This window comes from Streptomyces sp. MAR4 CNX-425 (assembly GCF_048656465.1).
Classification (GTDB): Bacteria; Actinomycetota; Actinomycetes; order Streptomycetales; family Streptomycetaceae; genus Streptomyces.
Genome location: NZ_JBMDLF010000008.1, coordinates 174065 through 191208, shown reverse-complemented (window position 1 = coordinate 191208; position 17144 = coordinate 174065). Strand labels below are relative to the sequence as shown.

Here is a 17144-nt window from a genome sequence, read left to right as displayed (position 1 = left end):
CGTCAGCCCTTCACGGCGCCGGCGGTGAGGCCGGCGGTGACCTTGCGCTGGAGGTACAGGAAGAGCAGGAGGATGGGCAGGGCGAACAGCGACGCGGCGGCCATGGTGGCGCCCCAGTCGTCGCCGAACTGGGTCTGGAACTGCGACAGCCACAGCGGCAGGGTCTGCGCCTCGGCCTCCTTGTTGAGGACGAGGACCATCGGGAACTCGTTCCAGGCGGTGATGAAGCCGAAGAGCGAGGTGGCCATCAGGCCCGGCGCCAGCAGCGGGAAGATCACCTTCCGGAACGCCTGGGTGCGGGAGGCGCCGTCGACCATGGCCGCCTCCTCCAGGTCCTTGGGTACCGCGGCCACGTAGGTGCGCAGGGTCAGGATCGTCAGCGGCAGCACCATCACGGTGTAGAAGAGCGTCAGCGGCACCAGGCTGTTCAGCATGTCCGCGTCGCGCACCAGCATGTACACCGAGATGACCATGACCTCCCAGGGGGCCATCTGCGCGAACATGAACACCAGGATGACGCCGCTGCGGCCCTTGAACCGCATCCGGGCGATGGCGAAGGACGCGAAGAGGGCGATGAGCAGCGAGAACCCGACCGCCAGGAGGGTCACCGTGAGCGAGTTCCGCCAGAAGTTCCAGAAGTTCTCGGCGTCGAAGGCCGTGCGGTAGTGCTCGAAGGTCGGGTCCAGCGGGAACCAGACCGGGTTCTCGCTGATGATGTCGCTGCGCGGCTTGAAGGACGTGGCGAACATCCAGTACACGGGGAAGAGGAAGAGCACGAACAGCACCAGGGCCGTCGCGTTCGGCCAGAAGCGGCCTATGAGCGAGCGCCTCACGAGTCTTCCCTCTCCTGCTTCAGGGCCATGCGGATGTAGTACGACGTCAGCACCATCAGGACCAGGATCGTGAGCACGGAGATCGCCGCCCCCACGCCGTAGTGCTGGTTGCCGACGCCCTCGACGAAGGCGTAGACGGGCAGCGTCTCGGTGAGCCGGTCGGGCCCGCCGCCGTTGACCGCGTACACGTGCGGGAACGCCTTGAAGATCCAGATGATCTCCAGGAACGTGGTGGCGATCAGGAACGGCTTGATGAACGGCAGCGTCACCGAGGTGAAGGTGCGCCAGCCGCCGGCGCCGTCCAGCGCGGCGGCCTCGTACAGCTCCTTGGCGATCGTGGTCGTGGCGGCGTAGAGGTTGATCGCCACGAACGGGACCGACGTCCAGACGAGCATCACGATGATCACGAAGAAGGTGGAGGTCTGGCTGCTGGTCCAGCTGTAGTCGGCCATCGAGTGCCAGCCGAGCTTGTCCAGGACCCAGTTGACGACGCCGTAGTTCTGCGCGAACAGCCACTGGTAGACGGTGGTGGCCGCGATGATGGGCATCGCCCAGGCGAGCACGAGCGCCATCAGCAGGGTCAGCCGCATCTTGCGGCCGAGCCGGGCGAGCAGCAGCCCGACCAGGGTGCCGCACACCATGATGAGCGCGACGTTGATCGCGGTGAAGATGACGGTCCGGAGCGTGACGCGCCAGAAGTCCTCGCCGCCGAGGACGTCCGTGTAGTTGTCGAAGCCGTTCCACACCGTGAGGTGCTGGATGATCTCCTTCATGCCGAGCTGCTGGAACGACAGGATGCCGTTCTTCACCAGCGGCCAGCCGAGCAGGATCGCGGTGATCGTCAGCGCGGGCAGGATCAGGAGGTACGGCAGGGTACCGGCGGAGACCTGGGACTTGCGGTGGCGTCCGGGCGGTGGGGGTTGGTGACGGGCGCGGCCTGCGGCCTTCTCGGCGGCCGGCCCCGGGGTCTGCACAGTCATGAGGCGTCGATCTCTTCGGGACGAGGTGGATTCGGACCCGCGGGTGCGGGCGGGGCCGGGTGCGTACCCGGCCCCGCCCGCCCGCTGTCGCTTACTCCTGCGAGAGACGCTCGTTCAGATCGTCCTCGACCGACGCGGCCGCTTCCTCGTGGGAGTCACCGTTGAGGAAGGCGGTCATGTAGGACTTGATGGGGTTAGGGGTGTTCTCCACCGCGCCCCACTCGGGGATGAGCGGCGTGGTGCCGCCGACGGCGGCGGCGGGCGCCGCGGCCTCGGCCGCCTCGTTGCCCTCCAGCTTCGACAGCAGCGACTCCTTGTTGGGAATCACGCCGTTGGCCGCCGCGAGGGCGCCCTCGTGCTTGTCCGAGAGCACGATCTTCAGGAACTCCTTGGCCAGCTCCTGCTTGTCGCTGCCGGCCGCGATGGCCAGGTTGGAGCCGCCGAGGAAGACGCTCTCCGGGGTCTCGGCGGTCTCACCGGGGATGGTGAAGTAGCCGATCTTCTTGTCGAAGTTCTTGTCCTTGCTCGCCTCGGCCGCGATGCCGGCCTCCCAGCCCATCGCGACGATGGCGCCGGTCTCGCCCTTGCCGAAGACCTCACCCTGCTGCGGGGTGGCCTCGTCCTTGTCCTTGGGCGCCGTGGAGTAGTCGGCGTACTGCTTGTAGATCTCCATGGCCGCGCCGACCTTGGGGTCGGAGAGGTTGGACACCCACTTGTCGCCGTCCTTCTTCACCAGCTCGGCGTCCTGGCCGATGAGCAGGCCGTCGAAGAAGTACCAGTTCTGGCCGGGCATGTAGATCGGCTCGGCGTCGGTGTTCTTCTCGATCTTGTCGAACGCCGCGAAGAGGTCGTCCCGGGTCTTGGGTATCTCCTTGATCCCGGCTTCCTCGAAGATCTCCTTGTTGTACATCACCACGCGGTTGGCGAAGAACCACGGGACGGCGTACTGCTGGCCCTCGTAGATCGACGACTCGTTGAGGGACTCGGTCCACTCGGTGCCGATCTCCTCCTTCAGGTCGGTCAGGTCGGCCAGACCGCCGGTCGCCGCGTAGGCGGGGGTCTGGGTGTTGCCGACCTCGATCACGTCGGGCGGGCTCGACTCGGACAGCGCGGTGGTCAGCTTCTGCTGAATGCCGTTCCACTGCTGCACCTTGTATTCGAGCTTGGCGCCCGTCTTCTTCTCGAACTCCGCCTTGACGTCCTGCAGCCAGTCGTCCGGTGTGGAACCGTCCATGGCCCAGAAGGTGAGTGTCTCGCCCTTGTACGAGTCGGGGCCCTTGGCCTCCCCGTCCCCACCGTCACTGTCGTCAGAACCGCAGGCGGCGAGGCTTGCCACCAGGCCAGCCGCCGCCAGCACCGCTACCGCCGTGCGCTTCACGTCACCCTCCTCAACATGCCGGCCCACGCCCCCCTGCCGTCGTTCGCCAGCGATTCGCCACCGAAAAGTCCTTGCTCCCGGACCCTGCCCGTGGAGTGGACTTGTGGTCTTTAATGGTTTAGACCAGGTTGACGGTCTTGGTCTGGACCAATCGTGAAACGAAGCCTGGCCTAGACCAATGAGGGTGTCAAGGGTATGCGGCCTGCTGGTTCGGCTTCCGTTACCGGACCGACATGTGAGCAATCCCGTCACCCCGCGCGTGCACCGACGGGTGACGAGCCGTGCCAGGATGTGAGCCGCTACCAGACGGAGGAGTCATGAGGACGAACGCCGGACCGGCCGAGGGAACGCCGGCTGCGACGGTACCGGCAGCCGACGAGCCGGGACGCGCCGGGGGGAGCGCCGGGCGGACCACCCGGGTGCCCAAGTACTACCGGCTCAAGCGGCACTTGCTGGAGATGACCGAGACCCTGCCGCCCGGCACCCCGGTGCCGCCGGAGCGCACCCTCGCCGCCGAGTTCGACACCTCCCGCACGACCGTGCGCCAGGCGTTGCAGGAGCTGGTCGTGGAGGGGCGGCTGGAGCGGATCCAGGGCAAGGGCACGTTCGTGGCCAAGCCCAAGGTCTCGCAGGCCCTCCAACTGACCTCGTACACCGAGGACATGCGCGCCCAGGGGCTCGAACCCACCTCCCAGCTGCTCGACATCGGCTACGTGACCGCGGGCGACCAGCTCGCCGAACGGCTCGACATCGCGCCCGGCGGGCGGGTGCTGCGCATCGAGCGCCTCCGGCTGGCCAACGGCGAGCCGATGGCCATCGAGACCACCCACCTGTCCGCCAAGCGCTTCCCCGCGCTGCGCCGCAGCCTGGTCAAGCACTCCTCGCTCTACACCGCGCTCGCCGAGGTCTACGACGTCCACCTGGCCGAGGCCGAGGAGACGATCGAGACGTCGCTCGCCACGCCCCGGGAGGCGGGGCTGCTGGGCACGGACACCGGGCTGCCGATGCTGATGCTCTCCCGGCACTCCGTGGACACCCACGGCGAGCCGGTGGAGTGGGTCCGGTCGGTGTACCGCGGCGACCGGTACAAGTTCGTCGCCCGCCTGAGGCGCCCGGTGGGCTGAGCGGGCGGCGCGGCGGCGCGCCCGGCGCCGGGCCCGCCGCCGCGCCGTACGGGGGCGCCCGCCGCGCCGGTCGTCGGCGCGCGCACCGCGGAGCAGCTCACCGCGACGCTGCCGTCCTCGGACTGGGAGCTGACGCCGGAGGAGACCGCGCGGCTCGACGAGGCGGGCGCGCCGCCGGAGCCGTACCCGTACGACGTCGTCGCCACCGACCCCGAGGAGCGCTGAGCCCCGGCCGGGGCCCCGCCTGATCGAACGGCTGTTGATCGCCCTAGTGACGGCGGCCACACCCTGCTCTACATTTCGAGCGCGTCGCAAGCGATTGAGAGCTCAGGGGACGGAGCCGCCATGACAGTGCAAGCACCTCCGGACGCACCGAAAAAGCCACGTATGGCGCCGAAGAGCATCGCCGTGTGGACCGTCGTCGCCCTGCTGGGCGCCCTCGGCTGGACCATGCTGGCGCTCTCGCGGGGCGAGGAGGTCTCCGCCGCCTGGATGGTGGCCGCGGCCCTCGGCTCGTACGCCATCGGCTACCGCTTCTACTCGAAGTTCATCGCCTACCGCGTGCTCAAGGCCGACAAGACGCGCGCCACCCCGGCCGAGCGGCTGGACAACGGGATCGACTTCCAGCCGACCGACCGGCGGGTGCTCCTCGGCCACCACTTCGCCGCCATCTCCGGCGCCGGACCGCTGGTCGGGCCGGTGCTGGCGGCGCAGATGGGCTTCCTGCCGGGCACGATCTGGATCGTCGCGGGCGTGATCTTCGCGGGCGCGGTTCAGGACATGGTGGTGCTGTTCTTCTCCACCCGCCGCAACGGCCGTTCGCTCGGCCAGATGGCGCGGGAGGAGATCGGCCCGGTGGGCGGCGTCGCCGCGCTGGTCGCGGTCTTCGCGATCATGATCATCCTGCTGGCGGTGCTGGCGCTGGTCGTCGTCAACGCGCTGGCGGAGTCCGCCTGGGGCACGTTCTCCATCGGCATGACGATCCCGATCGCGCTGTTCATGGGCTTCTACCTGCGGATGATCCGGCCGGGCCGGGTCGTCGAGGTGTCGCTGATCGGCGTCGGGCTGCTGCTGCTCGCGCTGGTCGGGGGGCGCTGGGTGGCCGAGTCCTCGCTCGCGGACACGTTCACGCTGAGCAAGGAGGCGCTGGTCATCTGGATCGTGATCTACGCCTTCATCGCCTCGGTGCTGCCGGTGTGGACGCTGCTCGCGCCGCGCGACTACCTGTCCACGTTCATGAAGCTGGGCACGATCTCGCTGCTGTTCATCGGCGTGGTCGTGGCCGCACCGACGCTGAAGATGGAGGGCGTCACCGACTTCGCCGGCGAGGGGACGGGACCGGTCTTCGCCGGCTCGCTGTTCCCGTTCGTCTTCATCACCATCGCCTGCGGCGCCCTGTCCGGCTTCCACTCCCTCATCTCCTCCGGCACCACGCCGAAGATGGTGGAGAAGGAGACGCAGGTACGGATGATCGGCTACGGCTCCATGCTGATGGAGTCCTCCGTGGCGGTCATCGCGATGATCGCCGCCTGTGTGCTGGACCCCGGGCTGTACTTCGCGATGAACTCGGCGCCCACGATCATCGGCGACACCGCGCAGTCGGCGTCGCAGGCGATCCAGGGCTTCGGGTACGAGATCACCCCGGCGGCGATGCAGGCGGCGGCCGACTCCGTCGAGGAGTCGACGCTGCTGGGCCGTACCGGCGGTGCGCCGACGTTCGCGCTGGGCGTCTCGGAGATCTTCTCCAACGTGACCGGGGACAGCCTCAAGGCGTTCTGGTACCACTTCGCGATCATGTTCGAGGCGCTCTTCATCCTGACCGCGCTGGACGCGGGCACCCGGGTGGGCCGCTTCATGCTCCAGGACACCCTCGGCAACGTCTACAAGCCGCTCAAGCGGGTCAGCTGGTGGCCGGGGCTCATCGGCACCAGCGCGGTCGTCGTGGGCCTGTGGGGCTACTTCCTGTGGGTCGGCGTCAACGACCCCCTCGGCGGCATCAACCAGCTCTTCCCGCTCTTCGGCATCACCAACCAGCTGCTCGGCGCGGTCGCGCTGACGGTCTGCACCACGCTGCTGATCAAGTCCGGCCGGCTGAAGTGGGCGTGGGTGACGGGCGTCCCGCTGATCTGGGTCGCGGTGGTCACGCTCACCGCGAGCTGGCAGAAGGTGTTCTCGGACGACCCGCGGGTCGGATTCTTCGCCCAGGGCGACGTGGCGCAGGAGGGCATCGACTCCGGGAAGCTGTCCGGGCAGGAGCTGGAGGACGCGGAGACGATCGTCACCAACACGACGGTCGACGGCGTGCTGTCCGCGGTCTTCGCCATCCTGGTGGTCGTCGTGATCGTGGACGCGGCCCGGGTGTGCGTGAAGTCCCTGCGCAACCCGGAGTCGGTGGTCAGCCACGAGGAGCCGTACCACGAGTCGACGTACGTGGCGCCCGCGCAGCTGATCCCGACCAAGGAGGAGAAGAGAGAGCTGGAGGCGGCCGGGCTGGGCAGCGGCGGGGGGTTCCTGCCGGGCACCGGGCCGGGCGGCGGCGGGGCTCCCCGGGACGGTGCGGGCTCGTGACCGGCACGGCGGCGGTGGCGGCGGCCGGGCGCAAGGTCTGGTGGTACGTGCGCGAGGTGCTCGGCGACACGGCGTACGAGCGCTACGCCGCGCATCTGCGCGCGCACGACCCCGAGGCGGAGGTACCGAGCCGGCGCGAGTTCGAGCGGATGCGCACGGACGCGGGCGACGACCCGCGCAAGGGGTTCCGCTGCTGCTGAGCGCGGTGGAACGCAGTTAGGGGGCCACGGGCCGCCGTCCCCGGTTCTCCGGGGGCGGCGGCCCGTTGTCCACAGGCGGGGGCGCGTTGTCGGTGGGGCAGGGCAGACTCGGGGGCATGGACTTCACGGTGCGGCCGGTGCGGCCGGAGGAGTACGAGCGGGCGGGCGAGCTGACCGCCGAGGCGTATATGGCGGACGGGCTGCTGACGTTCGGCGAGGGCGACGAGTACGCGGACGAGCTGCGGGACGTGCGCGGGCGGGCCCTCGCGGAGCGCACGGAGGTGCTGGTCGCGGTCGACGGGGACGGCCGGCCGGGCGGCGGCCGGGTGCTGGGCAGCGTGACGTTCGTCACGGCGGGCTCGCCGTTCGCGGAGCTGAGCGAGGACGGCGAGGGCGAGTTCCGGATGCTGGGGGTGGCGCGGGAGGCGCGCGGCCGGGGCGTGGGCGAGGCGCTCGCCCGGGCCTGCATGGACCGGGCCCGGGAGCTGGACGCCCGGCGGATGGTGATATCCAGCGCCCCGGACATGACCCCGGCCCACCGGCTGTACGGGCGGCTCGGGTTCCTGCGCACCCCCGAGCGCGACTGGTTCCCGCTGCCCGGGCTGCCGCTCTGGGCCTTCGTCGCCCACCTCTGAGGTGCGACACAACATGTAGGGGTGGCTCCCCGGCGAGCCACTAGATGTATGCTCATCTCAGCTGCCGACGCAGGGGAATCCGGTGGAAGTCCGGAGCTGTCCCGCAACGGTAAGCGATGTGCCGTCATGCCTGCCGCGCGCCGGTCTGCCCGTACGTCGTGAGCCCGAGAACCTCCGGCAGCGATCGATGACGTCCGGGTCTCGCGGATTGGGCCCACGGACGCAAGCGGGGCCGTCTCGTGCGCGACGCGGCATGCCCGCGTGCGCCCGTGGCGCCCTCTCCCGCGCGGCCCCGCCGAGCGAGGGAGAGCAGCACCTTGACGATCGCACCACCGGCCGCGCTTGCGGAGCCCGCCTCAGCCACCCCCGGTGCCGACGACGGCCCCGCCGCCGCCCTCGCCCGCACGCTCACCGCGCTGGCCGCCGGCCTGCCCGCCACCGACCCGGCCCGGGTCGCGGCGGACGCCCTGCGCGGCCGGCATCCGGGCTCCGGGGAGGCGGAGTTGCGGGAGCTGGCCACGGACGCCGCGGCGGCGCTGATCGCCGAGGAGCCGGAGTACTCGCGGCTGGCCGCCCGGCTGCTGACCCGGGCGATCGCCGAGGAGGCCGCCGGCCAGGGCGCCACGTCCTTCTCCGCGTCGGTCGCCGTGGGCCACCGCGAGGGCCTCGTCGCCGACGCCACCGCCGCCTTCGTCCGGCGGCACGCCGCGCGCCTCGACGCCCTGGTCGACGAGGCCGTCGCGGAGGGCCGCGACGACCTCTTCGGCTACTTCGGACTGCGCACGGTCCACACCCGCTACCTGCTGCGCCACCCCACCCGGCGCGCCGTCGTCGAGACCGCCCAGCACTTCTTCCTCCGCGTCGCCTGCGGGCTGGCCGCCGACGAGTCCGACGCCGCCCTCGCCGAAGTCGCCGAGCTGTACGGGCTGATGAGCCGCCTGGACTACCTGCCCTCCTCCCCCACCCTGTTCAACTCCGGCACCCGCCACCCGCAGATGTCGTCCTGCTACCTGCTGGACTCCCCGCGCGACGAGCTGGACTCGATCTACGAGCGCTACCACCAGGTCGCCCGGCTGTCGAAGCACTCCGGCGGCATCGGCATCCCCTTCACCCGGGTCCGCTCCCGCGGCTCGCTGATCCGCGGCACCAACGGCCACTCCAACGGCATCGTCCCGTTCCTGCGCACGCTCGACGCCTCCGTCGCCGCCGTGAACCAGGGCGGCAAGCGCAAGGGCGCCGCCTGCGTCTACCTGGAGCCCTGGCACGCCGACGTCGAGGAGTTCCTGGAGCTGCGCGACAACACCGGCGAGGAGGCCCGCCGCACCCACAACCTCAACCTCGCGCACTGGATCCCCGACGAGTTCATGCGCCGCGTCGAGGCCGACGGCCCCTGGTCGCTGTTCTCGCCGTCCGACGTCCCCGAGCTGGCCGACCTCTACGGCGCGGACTTCGACGCGGCGTACGCGCGCGCGGAGGCCGCCGGGCGGTACGTGAAGCAGGTCCCGGCGCGGCAGCTGTACGGCCGGATGATGCGTACGCTCGCGCAGACCGGCAACGGCTGGATGACGTTCAAGGACGCCGCCAACCGCACCGCCAACCAGACCGCGGAGCCCGGCGCCGTCGTGCACTCCTCGAACCTGTGCACCGAGATCCTGGAGGTCTCGGACGACGGCGAGACGGCCGTGTGCAACCTGGGCTCGGTCAACCTCGCCGCCCACCTGGGCGACCCGGCCGGCGGCCCGGAGGGGGCGATGGACTGGGAGCGGCTGGACGCCACGGTCCGTACCGCGGTGACGTTCCTCGACCGCGTCGTCGACATCAACTACTACCCCACCGGCCAGGCCGCCGCCTCCAACTCCCGCTGGCGGCCGGTGGGCCTGGGCGTGATGGGGTTGCAGGACGTCTTCTTCCGGCTGGGGCTGCCCTTCGACTCCGCCGAGGCGCGGGCGCTGTCCACCCGGATCGCCGAGCGCGTCATGCTCGCCGCGTACGCGGCCTCCGCCGACCTCGCCGAGCGGCACGGCCCGCACCCGGCCTGGTCCCGCACCCGCGCCGCCCGCGGCGTGCTGCACCCCGACCACTACCCCGACGCCGACACGACCTGGCCGGAGCGCTGGACCGCGCTGCGCGCGCGGATCGCGGCGACCGGCCTGCGCAACTCGCTGCTGCTGGCGATCGCGCCGACCGCGACGATCGCGTCCATCGCCGGCGTCTACGAGTGCATCGAGCCGCAGGTCTCCAACCTCTTCAAGCGCGAGACGCTGAGCGGCGAGTTCCTCCAGGTCAACTCCTACCTGGTGGCCGAGCTGAAGGAGCTGGGGGTGTGGGACGCGCGGACCCGCGAGGCGCTGCGCGAGCACGACGGGTCCGTGCAGGACCTGGCCTGGCTCCCCGCGGAGGTCCGGGCGCGCTACCGCACGGCGTGGGAGCTGCCGCAGCGCGCGCTGATCGACATGGCCGCGGCCCGTACGCCGTACCTCGACCAGGCCCAGTCGCTCAACCTCTTCATGGCCGCGCCGACCATCGGCAAGCTCAGCTCGATGTACGCCCACGCCTGGAAGTCCGGGCTGAAGACGACCTACTACCTGCGCTCGCGCCCGGCGACCCGCATCGCCCGCTCGGCCCGCGCCGCCGCCCCGGCCCACCCCGTACCCGTACCCCCGCCCGGCCGGCAGCTGCCGCACGCCGCCGACGAGGCCGCCGCCTGCTCCCTGGAGAACCCCGAGACCTGCGAGGCATGCCAGTGACCGCCGCCACCGCCGCCCGGGGCAGGAACCTGCTCGACCCCGGCTTCGAGCTGACCCTGCGCCCCATGCGCTACCCGGACTTCTACGAGCGCTACCGGGACGCCATCAAGAACACCTGGACCGTCGAGGAGGTCGACCTCCACTCCGACGTCTCCGACCTCGCGAAGCTCTCGCCGGGCGAGCAGCACCTCATCGGCCGGCTGGTGGCGTTCTTCGCCACCGGCGACTCGATCGTGGCGAACAACCTGGTGCTCACGCTCTACAAGCACATCAACTCGCCGGAGGCCCGCCTCTACCTCTCCCGCCAGCTGTTCGAGGAGGCCGTGCACGTCCAGTTCTATCTGACGCTGCTCGACACCTACCTGCCCGACCCGGACGAGCGGGCCGCGGCGTTCGACGCCGTGGAGAACATCCCGTCGATCCGCGAGAAGGCGCAGTTCTGCTTCCGCTGGATGGACTCCGTGGAGAGCATCGAGCGGCTGGAGACCCGGGAGGACCGCCGCCGCTTCCTGCTCAACCTCATCTGCTTCGCCGCCTGCATCGAGGGCCTGTTCTTCTACGGCGCGTTCGCGTACGTCTACTGGCTGCGCTCCCGCGGCCTGCTGCACGGCCTGGCGACCGGCACGAACTGGGTGTTCCGCGACGAGAGCATGCACATGAACTTCGCGTTCTCCGTGGTCGACACGGTGCGCGAGGAGGAGCCGGACCTGTTCGACGAGGAGCTGGGGCGGCAGGTCCGCGACATGCTGGACGAGGCGGTGCGGGCGGAGCTGCAGTTCGCCCGGGACCTGTGCGGCGACGGCCTGCCGGGGATGAACACCGAGTCGATGCGCGCGTATCTGGAGTGCGTGGCGGACCAGCGGCTGGCGCGGCTGGGCTTCGCGCCGGTGTACGGGTCGCAGAACCCGTTCGCGTTCATGGAGTTGCAGGACGTGCAGGAGCTGACGAACTTCTTCGAGCGCCGCCCGTCCGCGTACCAGGTGGCGGTGGAGGGCTCGGTGGCGTTCGACGACGAGTTCTGAGCGCGCGCCGGCGCCGGCCGGGCCCGCCACGGGGGCGGGTCCGGCCGGCGGTTGCTCGGTCGTGCGGTGCCGCGGTCAGACGCCGCAGCTGGGGGCGCTCCAGTAGCGGGAGGAGCGGCCGTCGACGTGCACGTGGTCGTTGTGGCCCGGGTAGCCGGGACCGAGGATCCCGCCGAACCCGTGCGTGCGGGCCTGCCGCGACAGCGTGCAGAACGACGGGGTGCCGACCAGGTCGGCCGCCGTGCCGTACATGTGCTGGCTGTTGGAGGAGCCGCCGACCGCGCTGTTGCACGACACCGAGCGGAAGCCGCTGCTGATCTGGATCGGCCGGTCACCCAGGGCGTGCCGCATGGCCTCCAGCTTCCACATGGTCCGCTTGGCGTTCTCCTTGGCGGTGCCCGCGGATACCTTGCCGCCGCCCCAACTGGAGTTGCACTTGTTGAGTTCGCTGTAGGTGAAGTGCGCCGGCGTGCAGTCGCCGTCCTGCAGCCCGTAGATCTTGCTGTAGGTGTTCGGGCCGGCGACGCCGTCCGCGCTGAGCCCGTACGCCCGCTGGAAGCGGGTGACGGCAGCCTTCGTGCGCGGGCCGTACTGGCCGTCGATGGCGAGGATCTCGCCGGACGTCACGTGGCCCGCCACCCGGATCTGCAACTGGGTGACGTCGGAACCGGACATGCCTTCCTTGAGCGTGCGGTTCCAGGTGTAGCACGAGTCCGCCTGCGCGGTGCCTGCGGTGGCGACCGTGCCGACGACACCTGCCGCCGCGATCATGACAATACTGAGGATGAGTCTGACCGTACGTCTGAGCATCGGGCCTCCGTGCCGTGCGAATGGGGGGCTCCGAGCGTCGCGCGCGGCGGACGCGCGGTCAACGGACCGCCATTGCGCCAGTGGTCCAGACCACCGCAGTAACCGCCGCGCAAGAGGCGGCGGTTGCGGACACACTGGGCGGGCCGGCACCGGCCCGGCGGGGGGCGGCGCGGAGCTCCGTCAGTCGTTCGGCACGATCTCGTACCGCGGGGTGTTCTCCGCCATCTGCTGCATGACGTCCTTGCGCTCCCGCTTGGAGAGCCGGTCGATGTACAGCCGCCCGTAGAGGTGGTCCGTCTCGTGCTGGAGGCAGCGGGCGAAGTACCCCGTGCCGTGCACCAGGACGGGGGCGCCGTCGAGGTCCCGGCCGCTCACCACCGCGTAGTCCGGGCGGGCCAGGGACATGTACGCGCCGGGGACCGACAGACAGCCCTCGTTGCCGTCGTCGAGCTGGCGGCGCTCGGCGGGCAGCTCCTGAAGCACCGGGTTGCACACGGCGCCCACGTGCCGTACACCGTCGTCGTCCGGGCAGTCGTAGACGAAGACCTTCAGGTCCACGCCGATCTGGTTGGCCGCGAGCCCCACGCCCTCCGCCGCCCGCTGGCTGGCGAACATGTCGTCCACCAGCCGCCGAAGCCCGTCGTCGAACTCCGTGACGTCCCGGCACTCGCGGTGCAGCACCGGATTGCCGACCACCGTGACCGGCCTGACCGTCCCCCGCTCGCGGGCCTCCCGCTCACGCTCCTCGGCGTTCGTCACGTCATCGAGGAACGCGTCCGGCGACTCCGCTTCCCGCCCCGTCTGCTGCTGCTCCGCCTGCTGCGTCATCCTCGCCGTACGCCTTCCTGGTTCCCGCCCTCACGAGCTTCATGAAAAGACCGGAGTCCAGGGTACGGCCCGCCGCCGACAGCCTCAGACGACTTCTTCGAGATCCCGCCAGTCCCGGGTGTCCGGGCTGTCCGCGGCCCAGCTCTCCAGCAGCCCGCGCACCAGCGACGCGGGCGCGGCTATCCCGCACTCCCGCTCCGGCACCCACAGCCCGTCCTCGGTGCGGTGCACCAGGGGGCCCGGCTGGCCGGGCTCGCTGTGGTCGTGCGGGTCGAGGGACGCCTGGAGCGAGCCCTCGGCGCTGGGCATGCAGCTCTCCGAGCAGGTACGGCAGAGCAGCCGCACGGACGACGACCAGTCCTCGGCCGCGTATCCCGCCTCCGCCGCCAGCAGCTCGACGGCGTCCCGGTCCGCCTCGGTGGCCGCCTCCAGCAGCACCACCCACGTCGGCACCGGCGACGGCGCCCACAGCTCTATCTCGTCGAAGACCGGGTACGACGGGCCCGCGAGCGTCGCCCGCTCGCCGTGCGGCACGCCGTCGTGCAGCACGACCTCGCCCCAGCGCCGCCCCGACGACGGCAGCGGGATGCTCTGCACCTCGACGCGCGCCGGATCCAGCCGGCGGCCCCAGACGACCTCCGCCTCGCCCTCCGGCGACAGCCGGACCGCGGCGCTGCCCAGCTCCATGTCCTCCGGCGGCTCGGCCGCGCCCTGGTGGGCGGCGCCGCCGGGCACGCGCAGCCCGTACGCCTCCCAGGCCCGCCGCGCCAGCGGCCAGTCCTGCAACGCGGTGGCGGCGATGCCGACGTTCCACCAGTCGGGCGCGCCCGACTCGCGGTCGAGCAGCGCGACGGCCCGCAGCCCGGCGGCGCGGGCCTGCTCCCAGTCGTGCCGGAACTTGTGCAGCAGCGCGAGGTTGAACCACGACTCCGACAGCCAGGGCTCCAGGCCCGCGGCACGGGTGAGCAGCGCGCCCGCGTCGTCGTACCGGCCGTCGCCGATCAACGTGAACGCGCGGTCGGTCGCCTGCCGCCACGAGGCGGAGGGCCGGTGCCGTGTTCTGCCGAAGATCTTCACGATTCCTGCCTGCCGTCTTTGACTCCAGGATGACCACTGTGCGCCCCGTCCGCACGGTGTGCTCTCCCGGGGGGCGCCGTTGCTCCCCGCCACTTCCTGTCCGCTCGGCTGCCGGGCTATGCCCGCATCCAACCACGCGGTGCCGTACACCCGCTTCTTACCGGTCAGTTCAGGTGTGCGCCACTCGCCAGGACCTCGCGCAAGGCGTCCACCACGGCCGGGTCGTACTCGGCGCGGCCGGCCAGGCGCAGCTGCTCCAGGGCCGCCAGCGGGCCGGCGGCCACCGCGCCCTCACCCTTCGCGTTCCCCGTGACCAGGGCGTCGTATGCGGCGGCCACGCGCACGATACGGGCCGCGACCGGCTGGTCACGGTACGGCTCCGCCTGCCGCTCCACGACGACGGCGACCTCGGCGGCCACCCCCGTCTGCCGCACCACCGCGCCGCCCAGCAGGGCGATGCGCCGCCGGTCGGCGAGGCTCTCCGGCCCGCCGGTGGAGGGCACGGGGTCGTCGGCGCCGTCGCCGGGTGCCGGGCCGGACAGCGACAGCTTGCCCAGGTCGTGCATGAGCGCGGCCTGCTCCAGCACGTCCAGCTCCCGCTCGGACAGCCCCCGCACCCGCCCGACCGCCCGGCTGAGGGCGGCGACGCGGTGGGCGTGGCCCGGCGCGTGGAAGCCCGCCATCTCGGTGGCGCGGGCGAGGGAGGCGATGGTCTGGCGGTACGTCCGGCGCACGGCGGCGTAGCGGCGGAACGAGACCTGGGTGAGCAGCAGCGGCAGGCTCAGCACCGGCAGCGCCCACGGCCCGGCCACCTGCGCGGCGAGCGCGATGACCACGCCGGTCGCGCACATCGCGGAGCCGACGCCGGGCAGGGCGCGCAGCTCGTCGCGGAGCAGGGGCCCGTACGGCCAGCCGGTGCGGGCCCGGGCGAGGCAGGCGGCGAGGACGGCGTCGCAGAGCGCCGTCAGCGCGAGGACGCCGAGCAGCGCCGGTACGTACAGGGGGCCGGCGCCGGCGGTGAGGCCGTCGTCCGCGTCGCCGGCGCACAGGGGGCGGCAGCAGGCGGCGGCGAAGGCGGTGCCGAGCACCCGCCGGACCAGGTGCTCGGCGGTGGGGCCGCGGCCGCGGGCGACGTGCGGGACGGTGCCGACGACGGTGGCGGTGAAGGAGACGGCGGCGATCTCCAGCACGGCGCCGCCGACGGTGTCCACGGGGATGCAGAGCAGCGCGTAACCGAGCGCGCCCGCGGTGGCGAGGGGCGCGGGGAAGCGCGCGGGGGCGCTCGCACGGTGGTCGCCCGCCACCTCGCCGAGCACGATGAGCAGGCCGAAGGCGAGCGCGGCCCGCGGCTGCGCCAGCCCGTGCGTCAGCGTCCAGCAGAACCCCGCCGCGGTCACCGCCCCGGCGGCGCCGACCGCCACCCGCACCTCGGGCGGGGTCGTCCCGCCCCCGGGGAGGCGGTGCGGCGCCGATGGGCCGCGCGGTGCGCCGGACGCGTGCCGTGCGCCGCTCACCGCCGGCCGCCGCCGGCCGCCGGGGCGCCGCCGCTGAGCGCCGCGCCGCCGTCCGGGGCCGCCGCCCTGTCCGTCACCGCGTCCGCCGGCGTCCTGTCCGCCGCGCCGCCCGCGGGGGCGCCGCGCAGCGGCGCGGGGACCTTCGCGGGCTCGTCCGCGGTGACCTCGGCGTGCCAGCCGCGGCGCGCGATGGCGCCGGCCAGCGCGTGCACCATCCGGGGGTCGAACTGCTCCCCCGCACACCGCCGCAGCTCCGCCAGCGCCGCGGGCACGCCGCGCGCGCGGCGGTAGGAGCGGGTCGACGTCATGGCGTCGAAGGCGTCGGCCACCGCCACCACCCGGGCGTATTCCGGAATCCGCGCGCCGGTGAGCCCGTACGGGTAACCGCGGCCGTCCATCCGCTCGTGGTGGTGCAGGATCGCCGAGCGCACCTCCTCCAGGAAGCCGATGCCGCGGACGATCTCGTGCCCGTACTCCGGATGCAGCTCGATGACCCGCCGTTCCTCGGGCGTGAGCGGACCGTCTTTACAGAGAATGCGCGTCGGTACGCCCAGCTTGCCCACGTCGTGCAGGATCCCGGCGAACCGCAGCACCTCCTGCCGGCGCTCGTCCATGCCCAGCTCGCGGGCGATGAGCACCGACGCGCGGCCGACGCGCTCGCTGTGCCCGCGGGTGTAGCGGTCCTTGATGTCGACGGCCTGCACCAGCGCCCGGATCGTCGCCTGGTGCGCCGCCCGTTCGCGGTTGGCCTGGGCGAACGCCCAGCAGGAGATGGCCATCGGCAGCAGCACGAGCAGCCCGCTGGCGGGGCCGTGCGGGCTGTGCCAGAGCATCGCCATCATCAGCCCGGCGAGCCCGTGCACGAGGTACGCGCCCGCCGCCGCCGGCGCACCGGCGAGCGCCGCGCGCGGCGACCGGCGCTCGGCGGCGGTCTGCATCAGCGCGTCGAGGCAGGTGAGGACGGTCCAGAAGGCCGCGACCGCGGCGAGCGCGGCGGGCAGCAGCTCGGGGAACCCGGCGGCGCCGAGCCGGGCGTGGCCGGGCACGTGCCCGGCCGCGTACGCGGCCGCCCAGCCGGCGAGCGCCAGCTCGGCGGCCCGCCAGAGCCGGCGGGGGGCGGCGGGCTGCTCGGCGATCCGGGCGGTCAGCGCGCCCGCGAGGGGGACGAGGGCCGCCGCGGCGGGCGGCAGCAGAAACGCTCCTGCAAGCAGGACCGGCAGAAAGGCGCCGATGCCGTCGGGTACCCGCCCGGCCAGCGGCGGGCAGCGCCACAGGTGCTCACCGGCCGCGTAGACGGCGGCGAGCAGGGCCAGCGCGGCCCAGGGGACGGCGGCGCCGGGCCGCAGCGCGGGGGCGGCGCAGACCGCCGCGGCGAGCACCGCGCCCAGCAGGCAGGCGCGTCCGGCCGCCGAGACCTGCGCCAGCTGC

The 17144-nt window shown here is 72.2% G+C and carries 14 protein-coding genes and 1 riboswitch; of the genes, 6 read left to right on the top strand and 8 right to left on the bottom strand.

What is annotated here, in order from left to right:
* Window positions 1-2: 2 nt before the first annotated feature.
* From ACHZ99_RS22750 to ACHZ99_RS22740, 3 genes are all read right to left on the bottom strand, one after another.
* On the bottom strand, window positions 3-833 hold the full coding sequence (locus ACHZ99_RS22750) for a carbohydrate ABC transporter permease (RefSeq protein ID WP_420306550.1): 831 nt from the start codon (window positions 831-833) through the stop codon (window positions 3-5).
* A complete protein-coding gene (locus ACHZ99_RS22745) occupies window positions 830-1813 on the bottom strand; it encodes a carbohydrate ABC transporter permease (RefSeq protein WP_420306549.1) in 984 nt (327 codons plus the stop codon). Before ACHZ99_RS22745 ends, ACHZ99_RS22750 begins: the two co-directional genes overlap by 4 nt.
* A gap of 91 nt (window positions 1814-1904) precedes the next feature.
* On the bottom strand, window positions 1905-3191 hold the full coding sequence (locus ACHZ99_RS22740; protein ID WP_420306548.1) for an extracellular solute-binding protein: 1287 nt from the start codon (window positions 3189-3191) through the stop codon (window positions 1905-1907).
* A gap of 317 nt (window positions 3192-3508) precedes the next feature.
* Between ACHZ99_RS22740 and ACHZ99_RS22735 the strand changes: the two genes are divergently transcribed.
* From ACHZ99_RS22735 to ACHZ99_RS22710, 6 genes are all read left to right on the top strand, one after another.
* Window positions 3509-4315 (top strand): GntR family transcriptional regulator, encoded by an 807-nt coding sequence (locus ACHZ99_RS22735; RefSeq protein WP_420306546.1) that lies wholly within the window; start codon window positions 3509-3511, stop codon window positions 4313-4315.
* 345 nt (window positions 4316-4660) lie between these two features.
* The gene (locus ACHZ99_RS22730; protein ID WP_420306545.1) at window positions 4661-6883 is read left to right on the top strand and encodes a carbon starvation CstA family protein; all 2223 of its coding nucleotides are present in this window, start codon (window positions 4661-4663) and stop codon (window positions 6881-6883) included.
* Complete coding sequence (locus tag ACHZ99_RS22725; protein WP_420306544.1) at window positions 6880-7083, top strand: YbdD/YjiX family protein; 204 nt, start codon at window positions 6880-6882, stop codon at window positions 7081-7083. Before ACHZ99_RS22730 ends, ACHZ99_RS22725 begins: the two co-directional genes overlap by 4 nt.
* Window positions 7084-7199: 116 nt before the next feature.
* Window positions 7200-7718: a GNAT family N-acetyltransferase gene (locus tag ACHZ99_RS22720; protein WP_420306543.1), complete on the top strand. Its 519-nt coding sequence runs from the start codon at window positions 7200-7202 to the stop codon at window positions 7716-7718.
* 47 nt (window positions 7719-7765) lie between these two features.
* Window positions 7766-7913: riboswitch (cobalamin riboswitch) on the top strand.
* A gap of 122 nt (window positions 7914-8035) precedes the next feature.
* Window positions 8036-10465 carry a ribonucleoside-diphosphate reductase subunit alpha gene (locus ACHZ99_RS22715; protein ID WP_420306542.1) on the top strand — a complete coding sequence of 810 codons (2430 nt, stop codon included), beginning with the start codon at window positions 8036-8038 and terminating at the stop codon, window positions 10463-10465.
* Window positions 10456-11487 (top strand): ribonucleotide-diphosphate reductase subunit beta, encoded by a 1032-nt coding sequence (locus ACHZ99_RS22710; protein ID WP_420306541.1) that lies wholly within the window; start codon window positions 10456-10458, stop codon window positions 11485-11487. Before ACHZ99_RS22715 ends, ACHZ99_RS22710 begins: the two co-directional genes overlap by 10 nt.
* A 75-nt stretch (window positions 11488-11562) precedes the next feature.
* On the opposite strand, the gene ACHZ99_RS22705 is transcribed toward ACHZ99_RS22710, so the two are convergent.
* The 5 genes from ACHZ99_RS22705 to ACHZ99_RS22685 all read right to left on the bottom strand — a co-directional run bounded on the left by ACHZ99_RS22705 (window position 11563) and on the right by ACHZ99_RS22685 (window position 17140).
* Window positions 11563-12297: a D-Ala-D-Ala carboxypeptidase family metallohydrolase gene (locus tag ACHZ99_RS22705; RefSeq protein WP_420306540.1), complete on the bottom strand. Its 735-nt coding sequence runs from the start codon at window positions 12295-12297 to the stop codon at window positions 11563-11565.
* A gap of 180 nt (window positions 12298-12477) precedes the next feature.
* On the bottom strand, window positions 12478-13125 hold the full coding sequence (gene def / locus ACHZ99_RS22700; RefSeq protein WP_420306539.1) for a peptide deformylase: 648 nt from the start codon (window positions 13123-13125) through the stop codon (window positions 12478-12480).
* A gap of 84 nt (window positions 13126-13209) precedes the next feature.
* On the bottom strand, window positions 13210-14202 hold the full coding sequence (locus tag ACHZ99_RS22695) for a tetratricopeptide repeat protein (protein ID WP_420306538.1): 993 nt from the start codon (window positions 14200-14202) through the stop codon (window positions 13210-13212).
* 164 nt (window positions 14203-14366) lie between these two features.
* Window positions 14367-15629, bottom strand: coding sequence for a metal-dependent phosphohydrolase (locus ACHZ99_RS22690; protein ID WP_420306537.1), 1263 nt, complete (start codon window positions 15627-15629; stop codon window positions 14367-14369).
* A gap of 83 nt (window positions 15630-15712) precedes the next feature.
* Window positions 15713-17140 (bottom strand): HD-GYP domain-containing protein, encoded by a 1428-nt coding sequence (locus ACHZ99_RS22685; RefSeq protein ID WP_420306721.1) that lies wholly within the window; start codon window positions 17138-17140, stop codon window positions 15713-15715.
* Window positions 17141-17144: the final 4 nt, after the last annotated feature.

Excerpts from the sequence above, each read along its gene's own strand:
- ACHZ99_RS22745 (WP_420306549.1), bottom strand. The coding sequence starts at position 1,813 with ATGACTGTGCAGACCCCGGGGCCGGCCGCCGAGAAGGCCGCAGGCCGC.
- ACHZ99_RS22735 (WP_420306546.1), top strand. The coding sequence starts at position 3,509 with ATGAGGACGAACGCCGGACCGGCCGAGGGAACGCCGGCTGCGACGGTA.
- ACHZ99_RS22730 (WP_420306545.1), top strand. The coding sequence starts at position 4,661 with ATGACAGTGCAAGCACCTCCGGACGCACCGAAAAAGCCACGTATGGCG.
- ACHZ99_RS22720 (WP_420306543.1), top strand. The coding sequence starts at position 7,200 with ATGGACTTCACGGTGCGGCCGGTGCGGCCGGAGGAGTACGAGCGGGCG.
- ACHZ99_RS22710 (WP_420306541.1), top strand. The coding sequence starts at position 10,456 with ATGCCAGTGACCGCCGCCACCGCCGCCCGGGGCAGGAACCTGCTCGAC.
- ACHZ99_RS22705 (WP_420306540.1), bottom strand. The coding sequence starts at position 12,297 with ATGCTCAGACGTACGGTCAGACTCATCCTCAGTATTGTCATGATCGCG.
- def (WP_420306539.1), bottom strand. The coding sequence starts at position 13,125 with ATGACGCAGCAGGCGGAGCAGCAGCAGACGGGGCGGGAAGCGGAGTCG.